Below are 20384 nucleotides of genomic sequence, written 5' to 3' on the forward strand. Positions count from 1 at the left end.
ACCCGCTACACCAGCGGGAGGACCATCTCCAGGATCCGGGCGCTCTCGTCCAGCACGTACGGCGTTTCGCCGCCGGTGTACGTGAAGCCGCGCCGCCGGTAGAAGGCGGCGGCGCGGTCGTTCGCCTCGTGGACGCCGAGCAGCATCCACTCGGCGCCGCCCTCCCGGGCCCAGGCGAGCACCGCGTCCAGCAGGGCGTCGGCGACGCCGCGCTCGCGGCCGCGGTGCGCCGGGTCGACCCAGACGCCGATCAGGTCGACGGTGGCGGTCTTGCGGCTGGGGATCGAGAGCATGGTCGCGACCCACTCACCGTCCTCGTCCACCGCGACCAGGCCGATCCGGCCGGGCTCGTTCAGCCAGTCCGTCCGGGCCCGCCAGTTGCCCTCGCCCTGGAGCAGCGCGTACGCGTGGGTCTCGCCGAACGCCAGCGGGGTGTCGAGGAGTTGGGCCAGCCGGATGGTGCGCAGCCGCTCCCAGTCCTCGCGCCCGATCCGCTCGATCCGGTACTCCATGCCCGCCCCCGTGGTGCGATCCCGCCTCCGCCGCCGGTGGTCACCGGCGACGGAGGCAGGATAACCGCAGCTCAGGTCAGGGCTTGATCCGGACCACCTGCGGGTCGTGGTCGCTGGCCTGCTGGGCGAACTCGGCGTTGATGTGCACCACGTCGTACTTGGCGTAGCCGACCTCGGGGCTGACCAGGACGTGGTCGAGCACCTGCGAGTTGCCCTGGTAGACGTAGGAGTACTGCTCGGTCTCCGGCAACTCGTTCACCAGGTCGCGCAGCACACCGCCCTTGGTGAGCGCGCTCAGCGCGGGCGAGAACTGGTAGTCGTTGAAGTCGCCGAGCGAGACCACCTCGGCCTGCTGGTCGGCGGCCAGCAGCTTGGCGACGAAGGCCTGCTCGACGGTGGCCTGCTGGAGCCGCTGCACCTCGGAGCCGCGGGTCGGGGCCTGGAAGCGGCTGTCGATGCCCTGGTCGCCGCCCTTGCTGTTGAAGTGGTTGGCGATCACGAAGACCTTCTGGCCGCGGAAGGAGAACTGCCCGGCCAGGGGCTTGCGGCTGTTGGTCCACGCCTCGTCGGCCGGCTCGATCCGGCCGGGCGAGGCGGTGAGCGCGGCGGTGGCGCCGGTGCCGGTGACGCCGACGGCGGTGGTGGCGCTGCCGCCGGGGATGTCGGTGAAGGAGACCCGCTGGGGGTTGAACAGGAAGACCTGGCGGATGTTGCCGCCGGGCTCGCCGCCGTCCTTGCCGTCCTGGGGGTCGACCGAGCGCCAGTCGTAGGCGGGGCCGCCGGCCGCCTTGATCGCGGCGAGGAACTTCGCGACGGTCTGGCTCGCGTCGACGGTGCCGTCGTTCTTGGCGCCGTTGTCGTCCTGTATCTCCTCCAGGGCGATGATGTCGGGCGAGCGCAGGTTGGTGACGATGCCCTGGGCCAGCTGGGCGAACTTGGCGTCCGGGTTGGTGGCGGCCAGGTTCTCCACGTTGTAGGTGGCGATGGTGAGTTCGCGCTCGCTCGGCTGGGCGGTGACCTCGCGCTGGAGGTGGTTGTCCCTGAGCGTGCCCAGGGTGCCGGCCACCAGGGTGTAGCCGCCGAACTGGTTGTAGTCCAGCGGGCCGGTGGTGGTGCCGGTCAGCTCGTCGCCGACGTTGGCCACCGGGAAGGGCTGCTGGGAGACGGCGGCCTGCTGCTGCACCATCAGCCGGCCGACGTTGGGCTCGCGGTAGGACTCGTAGAGCACCCCGCCGCGCTTGCTGCGCTGGTCCTGCCGGTCGGCGGCGACCCACAGCTCGTTGTACTTGTCGGTCGCCTGTATCACCCGGACGTCCTTGACCTGGACGAGCATGCCCTCCAGCGACTCGTAGAAGTCCAGGGCGTACTTCTCGGGGTTCAGCCGGGTCGCGTCGATGCTGCCGTCGGGCCCGGCCGGCGGGGCGTAGCGGCCGGGGATGTCGCGGGTGTCCACGACCACGGGGGCGGGCAGCGGGTGGCCGGCCGAGAGCACCGTGACGGCGGGGCCGCTGAGTTCGGTGACGGACTGCGAGCCGCCCGAGTAGTTCGGGTAGTACTCGGTGACCTTGCCGCTGACCAGCACCGAGTCACCGACCTTCACGGTCGGGTTTCCGCCGGTGTAGACGAAGATGCCCTCGCTGGTCGCCGGGTCGGCGTCCGGGTTCGGGTCCTGGAGCCAGAATCCCTTGGAACTGCCGTACGCGCGCACGCCGGTGACGATTCCGGGCACGCCGGTGACCGGCTTGCCGGCCTGCGGGGAGAGCCGGGTGGTGCCCTGGATGTCGTGGATCCGCAGCGGGCCGGCCTCGGTCGGCGCGGGCGGGGCGGCGGGCGCGCCGGCGGCGTCGGCGGCCGGCAGCGGGACGAGCACTAGCGAGACGGCCAGCGCGGCGGGGGCGATGGCGGCGCGCAGCAGCGGGGCCCTGCGGGGGCGGAGGGCGGGGGCGGTGGTCACCGGGGCACGGCTCCTAGCTCGGGCAGCGGACGCTACTCGCGTAGAAGGAAGGTGGGGAGAGCGCGGGAGACGGCACCCGCCCCCCGCGGCGACCTCAAGATACGCGCGTAGAAAATGCCCCGACAAGACCTCGTCGATGAACTGTCGGTTCCGGCCGGATGACCTGCGGAAGCGTCAATTCAGTCACGCCCCAGGCCCCTTCCAGCTTTCACTCAGCTTTCGCCCAGCTTGACCCCGGCTTTGCCCGGCTTCACCCGATCCGCTCCACGATCAGCTCGCACAGCTCGTGGGTGCGCAGCGCGTCGTGGGCGTCCAGGGTCTTCCCGGCCCGGACGGCGTCCAGGAAGGCCAGCACGCACTGCTCGATGCCGCGCTGGCGGGCCACCGAGACCCAGTCACCGCGACGCCGGACGGTGGGCTGGCCGCGGTGGTCGATCACCTCGGCCAGATTGCGCACCTCGCGCTTGGAGTCGCCGCCGGAGACTTCCAGCACCTCCTCGGTGGAGCCGGAGACCCGGTTCATGATGCCCAGCGCCGTGAACCCCTCCCCGCCGAGGGTGAGCACCACGTGCTCCACCAGGCCCTCGCGGTCCTTGCGGGCCCGGACGTCCACGTGCTCGATCTCGCCGGGCACCAGGAACCGCAGGGTGTCCACCACGTGCACGAAGTCGTCGAAGACCAGCGAACGCGCCCCCTCGGCGAGGCCCTCGCGGTTCTTCTGCAGCACGATCAGGTCGCGCGGGCGCTCCAGGGCCTGGGCGTAGCCGGGCGCGTGGCGCCGGTTGAAGCCGACCATCAGCGAACGTCCGGTCCGGTCGGCGAGGTCGACCAGCTTCCGGGCGCCGTCCACGGTGTAGTCCAGCGGCTTGTCCACGTACACGTCCACCCCGGCGCCGAGCAGCCGCTCGACGATCGGCACGTGCTGGTCGGTGGCCGCGTGCACGAAGGCGGCCCGGATGCCGCTGTCGATCAGCGCGCCCAGGTCGGTGAACCGCCGCCCGGTGTCGATCCGGTGGGCCTCCCCCAGCCGGTCCAGCTTCGCCCGGTCCCGGGTCATCAACCGCAGGTCCAGTCCGGGCAGGGCGGTCAGCACCGGCAGGTAAGCCTTCTGCGCGATGTCGCCGAGTCCGATCACCCCGACCGGCAGCGGGCCGGCGGGGACAGCGGTCGAGGTCATGAGTGCTCCTGGAGTGCGGCCGGTCTTCGTTCCCGGCCACCCTACGCGGCCGCGGCCCGGCCGCTCCGGGCCCGAGCCCGGCCACCCCGGCCGGCACCGGCAGGCCGATCCCGGCCATCGACAGCCCGGCCCCGATCAGCGGCAGCGCGACCGTCAGCGGTCGAGGGCGCCGCGGCGCCGCGCCGGGAGGCCCAGCAGCCGCGACCCTGGAGTTCGTCGCCCCGCGGGTCAGGCGCCCTCGGCGGCCGCCTCGGCGAGCGAGTCCAGCACCGGGCGGATCAGCGGGTGGCCGTCGGCGCCGGCCCGGACGGCGGCGAAGACCCGGCGGGTGGCCAGCTCGCTGTCGACCGGACGGACCGCCACCCGGGACAGGTCCACCCCGCGCAGCGCCGAGCGCGGCACCAGCGCGACGCCCGCCCCGGCCGAGGCCAGCGCCACCACGGCCCGGAAGTCGTCCGAGGAGTGCAGCAGGCGCGGCTGGAAGCCCGCGTGCTCGCAGGCCAGCAGGACCACGTCGTGGCAGGGGTTGCCCGGGTAGGGACCGATCCACGGCTCGGCGGCCAGCGCGGCCACCGCGAGCGGCCCGGACTCGGCGGCCAGCGGGTGGGCCAGCGGCAGCACCGCCTCGAAGGGCTCGGCGTACAGCGGGACCCTGGTCAGCCGGGCGTCGTCGGCACGCGGGGCGCCCCGGTACTCGACGGCCACCGCGAGGTCGGCCCGCCCGTCCAGCACCATCGGCAGGCTGGCGTCGCCCTCGGCGTCCAGCACCTTCAGCCGCACCCCAGGCGCGTGGCCGGCGAGCAGGCCGATCGCCGGGGCGAGCACGTGCGAGATGCCGGTGGCGAAGGAGGCCACGGTGACCTCGCCCGCGACGCCCGCGCTGTAGGCGGCGAGGTCGGCCTCGGCGCGCTCCAGTTGGGCGAGCACCGCGTCCGCGTGGCCGAGCAGGATCTCCCCGGCGGCGGTCAGCCGCACGCCCCGGCCCTCCCGGGCCAACAGGTGGTGCCCGGTCTCCTGCTCCAGGGCGGCCAGCTGCTGGGAGACGGCGGAGGGGGTCAGGTAGAGGGCGGCCGCCGCGGCGGTCACGGTGCGGTGGTCCGCCACGGCCCGGAGGGTCCGCAGCCGTCGTGCGTCGATCACAGGCCAATTCTGCCAGCGTCGCGGAGTGGACCGTCGGGGCCGGCTCGGGGCCGATTCGGGAGCGGTCCAGGGCTTGGCTCGGGGCCGGCTCGCGGGGCAGTACCACCGGTGGCGTATTTCGGGGCGAGATCGCCGGGCGTCGTTGACCGTCCCGCTCGATCGGCGCTTGGCTCGTCGCCGAGCCGGACCGCGGGCAGCCCTGGGCGGCCACGGGCCCGGCACCGTCATCAGGGGAGGATGATCCATGACCACCACCGCTCGTTCCCGCCGCAGCCTGGCCCGTGCCGCCTGCGTGCTGCTGGCCGCCGTCGCGGCCGGCGCCGTGATGCCGGCCGCCGAGGCCCGGCCGCCCAAGGGCGACACCGCCCGGGTCAGCGAGGGCGGCAAGGGCGAGCAGCTCGACGGCCCCTCGTACGCGCTCGGGCTGAGCGCCGACGGCCGGTCCGCGCTGTTCTCCTCGACCGCGACCGACCTGCTGCCCGACGGCGCCCCGAACGGCGGCGACGTCTACGTCCGGGACCTGCGCAACGGGCACCTGGAGCGGGCCGGTGTGGCCGCCGACGGCTCCCGGCTGAACGCCGCCACCACGGACGCCTCGATCAGCGGCGACGGCCGCTACGTCGCCTTCAGCACCGCCGCCACCAACGTGCTGCCCGGCCAGGCCAGGCACCGGAGCGACATCTACGTCCGCGACCGCTGGACCGGCCGCACCGAGCCGATCTCCACCGGCACCCTCACCACCACCGACGACGAGACCATCCGCAGCGCCGTCAACCCGTCGCTGAGCCAGGACGGCCGCTACGTCGCCTTCGCCTCCGACCGCACCGACCTGGCCCCCGGCGTATACCGCGGCAAGCAGAACGTGTTCGTCACCGACCGCTGGACCCACACCACCCGGCTGATCACCACCGGGATCGACGGCGAGCCGGCCGACAACAACTCCTTCCGTCCGACCATCAGCGCGGACGGCGCCACCGTCGGCTTCACCTCCCGGGCGGGCAACCTCGTCCCGGCCGCGCCGGCCACCGCCCCGGCCGCGGCCGAGTTGGCCGGCCCCCGGTTCTACCCGTACTTCGTCTGGAAGGCCGACACCGGAGGGATCACCGGCGCCAGCCTGGACGCCACCGGCGCGCTGACCGGCAGCGGCGACGACGCCCGGATCAGCCCCGACGGCCGCTTCGCCCTCTACGGCCTGCCGGCCTACGGCGTCGGGCGGCCCGGCACTCACGGCATCCGGATGGACCTCTACGTCCGGGAGCTGACCACCGGCCGGACCACCCTGGTCAACGCCCCCCTGCCCGGTACCACGACCACCGAGGGCGCCTACGACCCGGCCATGACCGCCGACGGCCGCTGGGTCTACTTCGACTCCGGCGCGGACGACCTGGTGCCCGGCGACACCAACGGGCGGAGCGACGTGTTCCGCCGGGACCTCCGGACCGGCCGGATCGAGCGCGTCACCGCCACCCGGGACGGCGGGCAGAGCACCGGCGGCTCCGACAGCCCGTACGTCGACGCCACCGGCGACACCGTCGTCTTCACGGCCGAGGACGCCAACCTCGTCCCGGGCGACACCAGCGGCCACCTGGACGTGTTCCTGCGCCGGCTGTGACCGTCCCGTCGTCCGGCCCAGTCGCCCCGCCGATTACAACAGTTGGCGTAGTTTCCAATCGGATCCATCTCAGCTGTTGACCTCGGGCCCGACCCTTCCTCCCCGCGCCGAGGCCCCGTCCGGCCGGGGAGGAGGACCGGGACCTCAGCGCACCGGCAGGGTGACCTCCGCCGGACCGAAGGTCACCGTGCTGCCCTTCGGCGTCTCGCCGCCGTACAGGTCGTCGTGGGTGCCGAGCACCAGGGCCAGCCGGTGCCCGGCCGGGAGGTCGTAGGCGGTGGGGAACAGCGTGACGTCCAGCGGGAAGGGCTGCCCCACCGGCCGGCCGGACCAGCTCTGCGGGGCGTGGGCGATCAGCCGGCCGACACCGAGGGCGTCCACGTCGTAGAGGTACGCGACGCCCGTGCCCTGCGGTGCGGAGCTGGTCACGGTGGTGTGCACCCGGGCGGCCCCGCGCACCGGGAGGCCCCGCCGGTACGGCTCCGACTGCCGGACCGCGGCGGCGTCCCGGTCCAGCAGCGGCACCAGGACGGTCGGCGGCTGGTGCAGCCACTGGTCGACCAGGCCGGAGAGCAGCACGACGCCGCCGCTCGCACCGGACGGCTGGTCGCCGCGGACGGTGGAGCTGTCGCCGAAGCTCAGCCGCTCGGTGCGGGAGGCGACGGAGCGCCAGTCCGGGTACGCCTCGTGGGCGCCGCCCGGGCGGACCTCCAGGTCCACGCCCTGCGCCTGGTCGTTCGCGCCGGGCGAGCCCTTGAGGTAGCGGTCCAGCCAGCCGCGGGCGTTGTCCCAGGTGGCGTCGGAGAAGCCGAGCAGGCCGGTGAACTCCTGGCTGGCGTGGTCGCCGGGCCGCAGCTCCAGGCGCTTGGGCACGGTCAGCCGCTGGTAGAAGTCGGTCATCTGGCCGGGGTTGAAGAAGCTGTCGCTCCAGCCGTTGGCGAGGTAGACCGCGGCGCCGTTGGCGTTGATCCGGTCCAGGTAGGTGGCGGGCGAGCGGACGTCCGCCCACTTGACCACCGCGGGCAGGTCGTGGTCGGCGAACAGGTCGTCCAGGGCAGTGGCGAACTCCGGGCTCTTGCGGCCGGTCAGGCCCTCGATGGTGGCCAGCCGGTCGGCGGCGGAGGTGTGCCGGGTCTGCCCGCTGTACAGCGCGTCGGTGAGGTCGGCCCAGCCGCTCAGCGAGGCGACGGCCTTGATCCGCTGGTCGAACGCGGCGCCGAGGAGGGTGAGGCCGCCGCCGAGCGACAGGCCGATCATGCCGACCCGGTCCGGATCGGCCTGGGTGTGGGCGAGCGCCCAGTCGATCACCGTGGAGATGTCGGCGACGTCCTTGGACCCGGCGACGTCCACCTCGCCGCCCGACCCCCAGAAGCCGCGGACGGTGTACGTCACCACGACGTACCCGGCGGCGGCGAACTTGTGCCCCTGGGCGACGTACTCCAGGTCGTTCTGCCCCCAGCTGGCCGGCTGCACCACCACCGGGTAGCGCCCCCGGGCGTCCGCCCCCGGCGTCCCGGTGGGCGGGGTGAACACGTCGGCCCTGAGGACGACGCCGTCCCGGGCGGTGATGTCCGCCAGCCGGAAACCGCCGAACGCCGAGGCGCCGGCGGGCACGGCGGGCTCGAACGCGGGCGCCGCAACGGCGGGTTGAGCCACCACCCCCACCCCGAGCCCGAGCGCCAGGGCCAGGGCGGCGCTCGCCGCCCGCTGTCCGCCGGTCCGGTGTCCGCTGGTCCGGTGGCGTCGTGCCATCACGCTCTGCTCCCTCAGTTCACCCGATGTGATCATGGTGAGCCTAAGGATCCGACGGCTTCCCGGAGGAGGTGATGATCAGCCAAATTACTGGCCGGTAACGTACCGTCGACTCTGCCGACGCCCCTCCCCGCCGACCCCGGAAACCGCGAACGGAGGTGGGACACCGGTGCGGCCGGCGTCCCACCTCCGTACCGGGAGGGTGGGGCAGGTGGTCTGGTGGCCGTGCGGCGGGGGCGAATCGATTCGCCACTGCCGCACGGCGGTTGTGAGCCCGCAGGCCGGCCCGGTTCCGAGCGGTCCGGCCCGCGGGCAGCCTGTGCGGGCCCTGCCCGGGCCCGGCAGCCCGGGGCGGTCAGCCCTCCATCGCGGCGCGGGCGTCCACGAAGGCCGCGACCGCGCGCTCGACGTCCTCGGTGGAGTGCGCCGCGGACAGCTGGACCCGGATCCGGGCCTGGCCGTGCGGGACCACCGGATAGGAGAAGCCGATCACGTACACGCCGCGCTCCAGCAGGAGTTCGGCGAGCCGGCCCGCCTTCGCCGCGTCGCCGATCATCACCGGGGCGATCGGGTGGTCGCCCGGCAGGATCTCGAACCCGGCCTCGGTCATCTTCGAGCGGAACAGCGCGGTGTTGGCCGCCAGCCGCTCGCGCAGCTCGTTGGACTGCTCGACCAGGTCGAGCACCTTCAGCGAGGCGGCCGCGATCACCGGGGCCAGCGAGTTGGAGAACAGGTACGGGCGGGAGCGCTGGCGCAGCAGGGCGACGATCTCCCGGCGGGCGGCGACGTAGCCGCCCGAGGCGCCGCCGAGCGCCTTGCCCAGGGTGCCGGTGATGATGTCCACCCGGTCCATCACGCCGTGCAGTTCGGGGGTGCCCCGGCCGCCGGCGCCGACGAAGCCGACGGCGTGCGAGTCGTCGACCATGACCATGGCGTCGTACCGGTCGGCCAGGTCGCAGATCTCGCGCAGCGGGGCGACGTAGCCGTCCATCGAGAAGACGCCGTCGGTGACGATCAGGCGGCGGCGGGCGTCCTGGGTCTCCTTGAGCTGCTGCTCCAGGTCGGCCAGGTCGCGGTTGGCGTAGCGGTGGCGGCGGGCCTTGCTGAGCCGGATGCCGTCGATGATGCTGGCGTGGTTGAGCGCGTCGGAGATGACGGCGTCCTCCGCACCGAGGATGGTCTCGAAGACGCCGCCGTTGGCGTCGAAGCAGGAGGAGTAGAGGATGGTGTCCTCCTGGCCGAGGAAGGCCGAGAGGCGGTCCTCCAGCTCCTTGTGCACGTCCTGGGTGCCGCAGATGAAGCGCACCGAGGCCATGCCGTAGCCCCAGCGGTCCAGGGCGTCCTTGGCCGCGGCGAGCACCTCGGGGTGGTCGGCCAGGCCGAGGTAGTTGTTGGCGCAGAAGTTCAGCACCTCGCCGGGGCGGCCGCCGGAGGTGACGGTGACCTCGGCGCTCTGCGGGCTGCCGATCACCCGCTCCGGCTTGAACAGGCCGGCCTCGCGGATCTCGTCGAGGGTGGTGGCGATGTCGGCGCGCACGTTGTCGAACACGGGCAGACTCCTAGTCGTGACGGCGGAGCGTCGGATCGGCGGCGCCCAGGCAGGGCTCGGGCGGAACTCAGGCAGGGCTCAGGCGGGACCGGCAGGACTCAGGCGGTCCAGTCGAGGATGATCTTGCCGCAGTTGCCGCTCGCGGCGTCGTCGAAGGCGGCTTCGAACTCGGTGGCGGCGTAGCGGCCGGTGATCACCGGGCTGAGGTCCAGGCCGCCCTCCAGCAGTACGGACATCGCGTACCAGGTCTCGAACATCTCGCGGCCGTAGATGCCCTTGATGGTGATCATCGAGGTGACGATCGAGGCCCAGTCCACCGGGAAGTCCTCGGCCGGCAGGCCCAGCATGGCGATCTTGCCGCCGTGGGTCATGTTGGCGATCATCGACTGCATCGCCTCGGGGCGACCGGACATCTCCAGACCGACGTCGAAGCCCTCGCGCAGGCCCAGCTTCTGCTGGCCCTCTTCGATGGTGTGCTCGGCGACGTCGAGCGCCAGCGTCACGCCGACCCGGCGGGCCAGGTCGAGGCGGTACGGGGAGACGTCGGTGATCATCACGTTGCGGGCGCCGGCGTGCTTGGCGACGGCGGCGGCCATGATGCCGATCGGGCCGGCGCCGGTGACCAGCACGTCCTCGCCGACCAGCGGGAAGGACAGCGCGGTGTGCACGGCGTTGCCGAAGGGGTCGAAGATCGCGGCCACGTCGAGGTCGACCGGCACCCGGTGCACCCAGACGTTGGAGGCCGGCAGGGCCACGTACTCGGCGAAGGCGCCGTCCCGGTTGACGCCCAGGCCGATGGTGTTGCGGCACAGGTGGCGGCGCCCGGCCAGGCAGTTGCGGCACTTGCCGCAGACCAGGTGGCCCTCGCCGCTGACCAGGTCGCCGATCGCGATGTCCGCGACACCGGCGCCGAGCTCGGCGACCTCGCCGACGAACTCGTGGCCGAGCACCAGCGGGGTCTTGATGGTCTGCTGCGCCCAGCCGTCCCACTTGCGGATGTGCAGGTCGGTGCCGCAGATGCCGGTGCGCAGCACCTTGATCAGCACCTCGCCGGGGCCGATCTCGGGCTTCGGGACGTCGATCATCCAGAGGCCGGGCTCGGCGTTCTGCTTGACGAGTGCCTTCACGGGCGACGGCTCCTGACGTGCTGATCGGGGCGGCCTCCGGAGGTGGGGCAGGCCGAGGGGCGCGGTTCGGCCGCTCCTGGCGGGCACGCTCCGGCAGGCAGAAATCTGCCTGGTGGGAGGGGGTGCGGTCCATCGAGGAATTCTTAAGGGCGACCACAGCTGGGCTAAACGATCGTGCCCGAGCTGGGCCCGGAGGCGACCGCGGCATGCCGGTGCTCACCCGTCCGGCCGAGCGCGGGGCACCGGTCGCGACACCAACCGGCCGTGCCACCGGGGTACTTGACAAAGGTCCGCCAGCGGGGCGGGAGCGGCGGGGGCCACTCAGGTGGGCATTGGGTCCGTTCGGGCCAGCCCGGCCGCCACCGGCGCGCGGGCGTTCGAGGCCGGTGCTTACGGTGACGACGATCCCCCACGGCCCCGTGGAGCAGCGCTCCGGGGCCCTTCGCCAAGGGCCGTCCGCCCCAGAGAGGCGCTCTCGACACATGACCAAGATCCGACGGCCGCGAGCGGCCGCACCCCGTTCCGTCGGCCGTGGTTCCGTCGCCCGCGCGACCGCCGCCGCCCTGGCCCTGACCGGGCTGCTCGCCGTCTCCGCCTGTTCCGGCGACTCGAAGTCGGGCGGGCAGGCCGCCGAACCGGCGGTCACCGCCGAGCCGGCGGCGCTCAGCCCGTCCGCGACCGCTTCGGGCAGCGCCTCCTCGAACGCGGTGGTGCCGCTGACCCCCGCCGTCACCGCCCGGTTGGACGTCGCGATCCAGCGGGTGCTGAAGCAGAACGCCGTCCCCGGCATCTCGGTCGGGATCCTCACGCCGAACGGCACCTACCAGAAGTCCTTCGGCGTCTCCGACAAGACCGCCGACACCCCGATGGACGCCGGCCTGTTCACCCGCATCGGCAGCGAGAGCAAGACCTACACCGCGACGGCCGTGCTGCGGCTGGTGGACCAGGGCAAGGTCGGCCTGGACGACCCGATCTCCAAGTACGTGGACGGCGTCCCCGGCGGCGACGGCATCACCGTGCGCCAGCTCGGCGAGATGCGCAGCGGACTCTTCCCGTACAGCTCCGACCCGGACTTCGTGAACACCCTGATCAACGACCCGAACCACGTGTTCACCCCGGACCAGCTGCTCGCCTACGGCTACAAGCACCCCGCCATGTTCCCGCCCGGCACCAAGTTCCAGTACAGCAACAGCAACTACATCCTGCTGGGCAAGCTGATCGAGAAGGTCAGCGGGCAGAGCGCCGGTGACTTCCTCCAGGCCCAGGTGTTCACGCCGGCCTCGCTGAGCAAGACCAGCTTCCCCAGCGACGGGACCCTCCCCGACCCGCACGCCCACGGCTACACCAACCAGACGCCGGACGGGTCGATCCAGGACTCCACCAACTGGAACCCGTCCTGGGCGTGGACCGCCGGGGCCGTCATCACCCAGCTCGGCGACCTGGAGAGCTGGGCGAAGACCATGGCCACCGGCGCCATCATCAGCCCGGCCAGCCAGACCGAGCGCCTGAAGACCCTGCCGACCGGCGACCCCGGCGTCACCTACGGCTTCGGGCTGTTCAACAACGGCGGGTGGATCGGGCACAACGGCTCGATGCCGGGCTTCGAGAGCGTCGCGGTGTACATGCCGGACGCCCAGGCCACCCTGGTGCTGCTGCTCAACACGGATGTGATCTCCCAGGGCCAGGAGCCGTCCACGCTGTTCGCCAATGAGATCACCAAGATCATCTCGCCGAACCACGTCTACGCGCTCCCGGCGGAGACCGCCTCGCCGTCAGCCCCCGGCTCGGGCCCGGCGTCCGGCTCCGCGTCGGCCGCCGCCTCCGGGAGCGGCGCGCCCTCGCCGACGGGCAGCGCCCCGACCACGGTGCGGGCCTGACCTCTTCACGTCGACTGCGGTGAGTTGCCGTGGGTCCGTCCCGGCGTCGACCGGGGCGGGCCTACGACGTTCCGTCGGATCCCCAGCGCCTCGGATCCCCAGCACCTCAGATCCCCAGCACCTCAGATCCCCAGCACCTTGCCGAGGTCGTACGAGACCGGCTCCTCCAACTGCCCGTAGCCGCAGCTCTCCGGCGTGCGGTCCGGCCGCCAGCGGCGGAACTGCGCGGTGTGCCGGAAGCGGGTGCCCTCCATGTGGTCGTACGCCACCTCGACCACCCGCTCGGGGCGCAGTGCGATCCACGACAGGTCCTTGCCGCCGGTCCAGCGGCTGACCGCCCCCGGCAGTCGGCCCTCGGCGTGCGCGGACTCCTCCGCCCAGGCGCCCCAAGGGTGTTGGGAGACGTCGTCCATCCTGAGCGGGGCGAGTTCCTCCACCAGTTCGCGGCGGCGGGCCATCGGGAAGGCGGCGCAGACGCCGACGTGCTGGAGCCTGCGCTCGTCGTCGTAGATGCCCAGCAGCAGCGAGCCGACCACCGGGCCGCTCTTGTGCTCGCGGTAGCCGGCCACCACGCAGTCGGCGGTGCGCTCGTGCTTGATCTTGAACATGCTCCGCTCGCCCGGGCGGTACGGCTGGTCCAGCGGCTTGGCCACCACCCCGTCCAGCCCGGCGCCCTCGTACTCGGCGAACCAGGTCTGCGCCAGCTCCCGGTCGGTCGAGGCGGGAGCGGTGAACACCGGGTCGGCGGCGTCGGCGAGCGCCGCCTCCAGGGCCGGGCGGCGCACCGAGAGCGGCTCGTCCAGGAGCGAGTCGTCACCGAGGGCGAGCAGGTCGAAGGCCACGAAGGAGGCGGGCGTGCGCTCGGCGAGCATTCTCACCCGGCTCGCCGCCGGGTGGATCCGCTCCAGCAGCTCCTCGAAGCGCAGCCGCCCGTCCCGGGCGATCACCACCTCGCCGTCCAGCACGCAGCGCGGCGGCAGCTCCCGCCGGAAGGCCTCCACCAGTTCGGGGAAGTACCTGGTCAGCGGCTTGCCGGTACGGCTGCCCAACTCGACCTCGTCGCCGTCGCGGAACACGGTGCTGCGGAAGCCGTCCCACTTGGCCTCGTACTGCATCCCCGGCGGGATCCTGGCCACCGACTTGGCGAGCATCGGCGTCACCGGCGGCATCACGGGCAGGTCCATGAGTCCCAGCCTCACCCCAACGGGCTCGGGGCGCGCGCCGGGCGCGGCGCCCTTAGCGTGGGAGCCATGGGCTCAGCCGTCGAACTGGAAGTCGCCGGTCGCACCGTCCGGCTGTCCAACCCGGACAAGGTGTACTACCCCGAGCGCGGCTTCACCAAGCTGGACGTCGCGCAGTACTACCTGGCCGTGGCCGACGGGGTGCTGCACGGACTGCGGGACCGGCCCACCACCCTCCAGCGCTTCCCCGACGGCGTCGACGGCGAGTTCTTCTACCAGAAACGCGCGCCCAAGGGCCTGCCCGACTGGCTGCCCACCGCCCGCATCGAGTTCCCCAGCGGCCGCTCCGCCGACGAGATCTGCCCCACCGAGCCCGCCGCCGTCCTGTGGGCCGCCAACCTGGGCTGCCTCACCTTCCACCCCTGGCCGGTACGGCGCGGCGACACCGACCACGTCGACGAACTGCGCATCGACCTCGACCCGCAGCCCGGCACCGACTTCCACGACGCCGTCCGCGCCGCCCACGAACTGCGCGCCCTGCTGGAGGAACACGGGCTGCGCGGCTGGCCCAAGTCCTCCGGCGGGCGCGGCCTGCACATCTACGTGCCGCTCGTCCCCGAGTGGACCTTCACCGACGGCCGGCACGCGGTGATCGCCCTCGGCCGGGTCCTGGAACAGCGGATGCCTGGCCGGGTGACCACCGCCTGGTGGAAGGAGGAACGCGGCGAACGCATCTTCGTCGACTACAACCAGATGGCCCGCGACCGCACCATCGCCTCCGCCTACTCCCTGCGCGCCCGTCCCCGCGCCACCGCCTCCACCCCACTGCGCTGGGACGAACTCGACGACGCCTCCCCCGAGGACTTCGACCTGCGCACCGTCCCCGCCCGTTTTGCCGAACTCGGCGACCTCAACGCCGAGATGGCGGACCACGCCTACCGACTGGACGCCCTCCTGGAGCTGTACGACAAGCAGCTCCACGACGAGGGCCTCGGCGAACTCCCCTACCCGCCCGACCACCCCAAGGCCGCCGGCGAACCGCCCCGGGTACAGCCCAGCCGGGCCCGCAAGAAGGCGACCTAGGCCCTCCCGCCACGCTCGCCGAGGTGCGGGCATACGCCCTGGGCAGTGGCTTCCGGGGTTCACGCTCCGGCGACTGCTGTTCTGGCGTTGCCGGTCGGTCTTAGGCTGGTGATCACCGGCCGGGACGGAAAGGGAATCGCGATGGGCACACGGGGGCTGGCGGAGATCCTGGCGGACGCGGCGGGCGGGGTGTTCCCGCCGCCGGACGGGACGGTGACGGTGCTGCCCCAGCCCTCGCCGCGCGCGGCCGGGGTGATCGCCTTCGCCGCCCACGCCGTGGTGTTCACCGACCAGGACCCCGACTGGGTGCGGGCCGCCCTCGCCGCCGACCCCGGCGACCCGCTGTCCGCGCCGCTCTGCCCGCCGTTCCTGACCGCCCTCGCCCAGCGGACCGGACGGACCGTCAACAACATCGACCTGCTCTCCGTCGCCGGCCGCCTCCCCGGCCCGCCGCCGCTGCCGCTCACCCCCGTCCATGACCGCCGACACCCCCGGGTGGTACGGGCGTTGCGCTACCGCGAGGACGTCCGGGTGTACGAGGCCGACGGCGGCGTACTCATCCTCGGCCGCGGCGTGGCCGGCCGCTGGGAGACGGCCGTCGAGGTCGACCCCACCGCCCAGGGCCGCGGCCTCGGCCGTACCCTGGCCACCGCCGCCCGCCACCTGCTGCCCGAGGGCGACGCCGTCTGGGCCCAGCAGGCCCCCGGCAACGCCCCCAGCGTCCGCGCCTTCCAGGCCGCGGGCTACCGGCCGGTGGGCGCCGAGGCACTGCTGGTGCTCGGCCAGCCGTAGGGCCCGTCCACCCGGACCTCGTCGGCCGCCAGGTCGTACCGGAGGAACGGCCCGTCGCCGTCGGCGTCCGTCGACACCGACCTGCCCAGCCGCCGCCCGACCGCGGCCAGGAAGCCGCACACGTCGTCCAGCCCTTCCTGGTCGCGGACTCGCTCGACATCGACGTCGAAGTCGATCCGCTCCGCACGGCCGAACCGGAACACCACCCCGACCTCCGGCCCCGGCCGTACGCTCAACACCGGGCACGCGGCACCGCTCGGCCGGGACAGCACCTCCTCGGCCCGCGGCCACGGCAGCTCGAAGCAGCCTGCGACGAACGTGTGCTCCCAGCCCCGCTCCACCACCAGGTCGAGCAGTGCCTGCCGGTCCGCCACCGCGGTGTCCACTATGCCCCCGCCCGGCAGCCAGCCATCGCGCTCCGGATCGAGCAGCCAGCCCCGGTGGTCCTCCCAGCGCAGATCGGTCATCGCACTCCTCCGGAGGGGTCCACAGCACCCGGCCCCGGTCCGCCTCCGGAGTCCGTCGCGACCGCCGAACCCGGCCAGGGGGCCGGCCGGCGCGTGCGGGTCATCGACCTCACGCCCTGATCGAGCCCGGGCCCGGCCGCCGTCAGCCCCGCGCGCCGGCCGGGGCCAGGCGGGCGATGGTCCGGACGGCCTCGGTGATCTGGGTGTCGGTGAGGTCGGCGCGGGCGGTGAGGCGCAGCCGGGAGATGCCGTCCGGGACGGACGGGGGGCGGAAGCAGCCGACGGCGAGGCCGGCGCGGAGGCAGTCGGCGGCCCAGGTGACGGCGGCTTCCGGGCCGGGGGCGCGGACCGAGACGACGGCCGCGTCGGGCTCGCAGGCGTGCAGGCCGGCTGCGGTGAGCCGGGCGGCGAGGGCGCGGGCGACCTCGCGGGAGCGGTCGGCGCGCCGGGGTTCGGCGCGCAGCAGCCGCAGGGCGGCGAGGGCGGCGCCGGCGGCGGCCGGGGCGAGGCCGGTGTCGAAGATGAAGGTGCGGGCGGTCTCGGTGAGGTGCCGGATGACCCGGCGCGGGCCGAGGACGGCGCCGCCCTGGGAGCCGAGGGACTTGGAGAGGGTCACGGTGGCGACGGTGTCCGGCTCCCCTGCGAGGCCGGCGGCGGCCAGGGCGCCGCGCCCGCCGGGGCCGAGCACGCCCAGGCCGTGCGCGTCGTCCACCAGCAGCGCGGCGCCGTACGCCCGGACGGCTTCGGACAGACCGCGCAGCGGCGCCGCGTCGCCGTCCACCGAGAACACCGAGTCGGTGACCACCAGCGCCCGCCGCTGTTCCCGCCCGGCGAGCACCTCGGCGACGGCCGCCGGGTCGCTGTGCGGGGCGCGGTGGACGTCGGCGCGGGCGAGCCGGCAGCCGTCGATCAGCGACGCGTGGTTGTAGGCGTCGGAGACGATCAGGGTGTCCGGGTCGGTCAGCGCGGTGAGCGCGGCGAGGTTCGCGGTGTACCCGGAGGAGAACACCAGCGCGGCCTCCACCCCGCAGAACTCGGCCAGTTCCGCTTCGAGTTCGGTGTGCAGCGCGGTCGTCCCGGTGACCAGCCGCGAGCCCGTCGACCCCCCGCCCCAGCGCAGCGCCGCCTCCCCGGCCGCCGCGGTCACCGCCGGGTGCCTGGTCAGCCCGAGGTAGTCGTTCCCGGCGAGGTCCAGCACCTGGTCCTGGGCGCCCCGGCTGCGCAGCCTGCGGGTCAGCCCGGCGTCGGCCCGCAGCCCGGCGGCCTCGTCGAGCCAGTCGAAGACGTGGCCGGGGGCGGGCGGGGCCGCGGGGCGGTTCTGGGAGGCAAGGGGTTGGGACATGCCCGGCACTCTGGCACGCCCCGCGAGACGGCGGCAATGTGCGACTCGGCACACCTCGGCGGGGGTGTTCCTGTCGCCGCCCGCACGGGTTTTCGGCAGCGGCGCGCAGGGCTGGCTCTTCAACGACGGCACGGTGCGGCTGATGGTCCGCTGCGATGCCCCGCCTCGTCTGTCTCCCCCGCCTCGTCTGCCGCGCCCTTCCGACGCCTCCGCCCCGCCGCCACCCCCACCACCGGGCTTTGCCCGGGGTGGCGGCGAGCAGGCAAGATAGCCCGGTGACCCTCCTTGATCTGATGCCGAAGCCCGCCACCCCCGACGCGCTGTACGAGACGTTCGCAGCCTGGGCGGAGGAACGCGGGATCACGCTGTACCCGGCGCAGGAGGAGGCGCTGATCGAGCTGGTCTCGGGGAACAACGTCATCCTGGCGACGCCGACCGGCTCGGGAAAGAGCCTGGTGGCGGCGGGTGCGCACTTCGCGGCGCTGGCGGAGGGGCAGCGGACCTTCTACACGGCGCCGATCAAGGCGCTGGTGTCGGAGAAGTTCTTCGACCTGGTGAAGATGTTCGGCACCGAGCAGGTCGGCATGATGACGGGCGACGCGAGCGTCAACCCGACCGCGCCGATCATCTGCTGCACCGCCGAGGTGCTGGCCCAGATCGCGCTGCGGGACGGCGCGCGGGCGGACATCGGCCAGGTGGTGATGGACGAGTTCCACTTCTACGCGGAGCCGGACCGCGGCTGGGCCTGGCAGATCCCGCTGTTGGAGCTGCCGCAGGCGCAGTTCCTGCTGATGTCGGCGACGCTCGGCGACGTGCGCCGCTTCGAGGAGGACCTGACCCGCCGCACCGGCCGTCCGACCACGGTGGTGCGCAACGCGACCCGTCCGGTGCCGCTGTTCTACGAGTACCGCCGCACCACCATGCACGACACCCTGGAGGAGCTGCTGCAGACCGGCCAGGCGCCGGTCTACGTCGTGCACTTCACCCAGAAGGAGGCGGTGGAGCGGGCGCAGTCGCTGATGAGCATCAACATGTGCTCGAAGGCGGAGAAGGAGGCCATCGCCGACCTGATCGGCGGCTTCCGGTTCACCACCAAGTTCGGCCGCAACCTGTCCCGTTTCGTCCGCCACGGCATCGGCGTGCACCACGCGGGCATGCTGCCGAAGTACCGCAGGCTGGTCGAACGCCTCGCCCAGGCGGGCCTGTTGAAGGTGATCTGCGGGACGGACACGCTCGGCGTGGGCGTCAATGTGCCGATCCGCACGGTGCTGTTCACCGCCCTCTCGAAGTACGACGGGCAGCGGGTGCGCATCCTGCGCGCCCGGGAGTTCCACCAGATCGCCGGGCGGGCCGGCCGGGCGGGCTTCGACACCGTCGGCCAGGTGGTCGCCCAGGCGCCGGAGCACGTGATCGAGAACGACAAGGCGATCGCCAAGGCCGGGGACGACCCGAAGAAGAAGCGCAAGGTGGTGCGGAAGAAGGCGCCGGAGGGCTTCGTCGGCTGGACGGAGGAGACCTTCGAGAGGCTGATCTCCGCCGACCCGGAGCCGCTGGTCTCCCGGTTCAAGGTGAGCCACGCGATGCTGCTGTCGGTGATCGGCCGCCCGGGCAACGCCTTCGAGGCGATGCGCAAGCTGCTGACCGACAACCACGAGGACAAGGCCGCCCAGCGCCGGCACATCCGCACCGCGATCGCCATCTACCGCTCGCTGCTGGAGGGCGGTGTGGTGGAGCGACTGCCGGAGCCGGACGCCGAGGGCCGGATCGTCCGCCTGACCCTGGACCTCCAGGAGAACTTCGCGCTCAACCAGCCGCTGTCCACCTTCGCGCTGGCCTCCTTCGAGCTGCTCGACCCGACCTCGCCCTCGTACGCGATGGACGTCATCTCGGTCGTCGAGGCGACCCTCGACGACCCGCGCCAGATCCTCGCCGCCCAGCAGAACAAGGCGCGCGGCGAGGCGATCGGCGAGATGAAGCGCGACGGCATCGAGTACGAGGAGCGGATGGAGCGGCTCCAGGAGATCACCTACCCGAAGCCGCTGGAGGAACTGCTCACCCACGCGTACGAGGTGTACCGCCGGGCGCACCCGTGGATCGGCGACCACCAGCTGCAGCCCAAGTCCGTGGTGCGCGACCTGTACGAGCGGGCGATGACCTTCTCGGACTACGTCGGCTTCTACGAACTCGCCCGCACCGAGGGCATCGTGCTGCGCTACCTGGCCGGCGCGTACAAGGCGCTGGAGCAGACCGTCCCCGAGGACGTGAAGACGGACGACCTCAAGGACGTCATCGCCTGGCTCGGCGAGCTGGTCCGCCAGGTCGACTCCAGCCTGCTGGACGAGTGGGAGCAACTGGCCAACCCGACCGAGGCGGCCACCGCCGAGGTCACCCTGGACGACAAGCCTGCGCCGGTCACCGCGAACGCGCGGGCGTTCCGGGTGCTGGTGCGCAACGAGATGTTCCGCCGGGTCGAGCTGTGCGCGCTGGAGCACTGGAACGAGCTCGGCGAGCTGGACGGCGAGTACGGCTGGGACGCGGACCGCTGGGCGGACGCCATGGACGGGTACTGGGACGAGTACGACGACCTCGGTACCGGACCGAACGCGCGCGGCCCGAAGATGCTGATCATCGAGGAGGATGACTCCGCCTGGAAGGTCCGGCAGATCTTCGACGACCCGGAGGGCGACCACGACTGGGGCATCAGCGCCGAGGTCGACCTGTACGGCTCGGACGAGGAGGGCCGGGCGGTGGTGCGGGTGACGGCGGTGGACCGGCTCGGAGGCTGACCCTTCGTCAGGATCGACGGTTGAGTGAACGTC

At 73.0% G+C, this 20384-nt stretch carries 15 protein-coding genes; 5 read left to right on the forward strand and 10 right to left on the reverse strand.

Annotated features, from left to right (window positions below):
• Positions 1–5 precede the first annotated feature (5 nt).
• From ACZ7BZ_RS11290 to ACZ7BZ_RS11305, 4 genes are all read right to left on the reverse strand, one after another.
• Entirely contained in the window at positions 6–512 is a 507-nt protein-coding gene (locus ACZ7BZ_RS11290; protein ID WP_470358144.1) for a GNAT family N-acetyltransferase, read from the reverse strand.
• Between the two features lie 76 nt (positions 513–588).
• Positions 589–2466, reverse strand: a complete 1878-nt coding sequence (locus ACZ7BZ_RS11295; protein ID WP_470358145.1) for an endonuclease/exonuclease/phosphatase family protein — start codon at positions 2464–2466, stop codon at positions 589–591.
• A gap of 250 nt (positions 2467–2716) precedes the next feature.
• On the reverse strand, positions 2717–3613 hold the full coding sequence (locus tag ACZ7BZ_RS11300) for a Gfo/Idh/MocA family protein (protein WP_470358272.1): 897 nt from the start codon (positions 3611–3613) through the stop codon (positions 2717–2719).
• Between the two features lie 258 nt (positions 3614–3871).
• Positions 3872–4783: a LysR family transcriptional regulator gene (locus tag ACZ7BZ_RS11305; RefSeq protein ID WP_380459726.1), complete on the reverse strand. Its 912-nt coding sequence runs from the start codon at positions 4781–4783 to the stop codon at positions 3872–3874.
• 244 nt (positions 4784–5027) lie between these two features.
• On the opposite strand from ACZ7BZ_RS11305, the gene ACZ7BZ_RS11310 reads away from it, so the two are divergent.
• Positions 5028–6395: a TolB family protein gene (locus tag ACZ7BZ_RS11310; RefSeq protein ID WP_470358146.1), complete on the forward strand. Its 1368-nt coding sequence runs from the start codon at positions 5028–5030 to the stop codon at positions 6393–6395.
• A gap of 144 nt (positions 6396–6539) precedes the next feature.
• Here ACZ7BZ_RS11310 and ACZ7BZ_RS11315 read toward each other — a convergent pair whose 3' ends face one another.
• The 3 genes from ACZ7BZ_RS11315 to tdh all read right to left on the reverse strand — a co-directional run bounded on the left by ACZ7BZ_RS11315 (position 6540) and on the right by tdh (position 10823).
• Positions 6540–8147 carry a CocE/NonD family hydrolase gene (locus tag ACZ7BZ_RS11315; protein WP_470358147.1) on the reverse strand — a complete coding sequence of 536 codons (1608 nt, stop codon included), beginning with the start codon at positions 8145–8147 and terminating at the stop codon, positions 6540–6542.
• Between the two features lie 355 nt (positions 8148–8502).
• Positions 8503–9696 carry a glycine C-acetyltransferase gene (locus ACZ7BZ_RS11320; RefSeq protein WP_465740176.1) on the reverse strand — a complete coding sequence of 398 codons (1194 nt, stop codon included), beginning with the start codon at positions 9694–9696 and terminating at the stop codon, positions 8503–8505.
• 98 nt (positions 9697–9794) lie between these two features.
• Positions 9795–10823 carry an L-threonine 3-dehydrogenase gene (tdh, locus tag ACZ7BZ_RS11325; RefSeq protein ID WP_380459718.1) on the reverse strand — a complete coding sequence of 343 codons (1029 nt, stop codon included), beginning with the start codon at positions 10821–10823 and terminating at the stop codon, positions 9795–9797.
• A gap of 482 nt (positions 10824–11305) precedes the next feature.
• Between tdh and ACZ7BZ_RS11330 the strand changes: the two genes are divergently transcribed.
• Complete coding sequence (locus tag ACZ7BZ_RS11330) at positions 11306–12700, forward strand: serine hydrolase domain-containing protein (RefSeq protein ID WP_470358148.1); 1395 nt, start codon at positions 11306–11308, stop codon at positions 12698–12700.
• Between the two features lie 122 nt (positions 12701–12822).
• Here ACZ7BZ_RS11330 and ACZ7BZ_RS11335 read toward each other — a convergent pair whose 3' ends face one another.
• Positions 12823–13884, reverse strand: a complete 1062-nt coding sequence (locus ACZ7BZ_RS11335) for an ATP-dependent DNA ligase (protein WP_470358149.1) — start codon at positions 13882–13884, stop codon at positions 12823–12825.
• A 66-nt stretch (positions 13885–13950) separates the two neighbouring features.
• On the opposite strand from ACZ7BZ_RS11335, the gene ligD reads away from it, so the two are divergent.
• A complete protein-coding gene (gene ligD, locus ACZ7BZ_RS11340) occupies positions 13951–14964 on the forward strand; it encodes a non-homologous end-joining DNA ligase (RefSeq protein WP_470358150.1) in 1014 nt (337 codons plus the stop codon).
• 141 nt (positions 14965–15105) lie between these two features.
• Positions 15106–15756, forward strand: a complete 651-nt coding sequence (locus ACZ7BZ_RS11345; protein ID WP_470358151.1) for a GNAT family N-acetyltransferase — start codon at positions 15106–15108, stop codon at positions 15754–15756.
• Here ACZ7BZ_RS11345 and ACZ7BZ_RS11350 read toward each other — a convergent pair.
• On the reverse strand, positions 15708–16223 hold the full coding sequence (locus ACZ7BZ_RS11350; RefSeq protein ID WP_470358152.1) for a hypothetical protein: 516 nt from the start codon (positions 16221–16223) through the stop codon (positions 15708–15710). The two genes, ACZ7BZ_RS11345 and ACZ7BZ_RS11350, sit on opposite strands and share 49 nt — an antisense overlap.
• 142 nt (positions 16224–16365) lie before the next feature.
• The gene (locus ACZ7BZ_RS11355) at positions 16366–17565 is read right to left on the reverse strand and encodes an 8-amino-7-oxononanoate synthase (RefSeq protein ID WP_470358153.1); all 1200 of its coding nucleotides are present in this window, start codon (positions 17563–17565) and stop codon (positions 16366–16368) included.
• Between the two features lie 293 nt (positions 17566–17858).
• Between ACZ7BZ_RS11355 and ACZ7BZ_RS11360 the strand changes: the two genes are divergently transcribed.
• Entirely contained in the window at positions 17859–20351 is a 2493-nt protein-coding gene (locus ACZ7BZ_RS11360) for a DEAD/DEAH box helicase (RefSeq protein ID WP_470358273.1), read from the forward strand.
• Positions 20352–20384 lie beyond the last annotated feature (33 nt).

The sequence above is a fragment of the Kitasatospora sp. NPDC036934 genome, assembly GCF_055608425.1.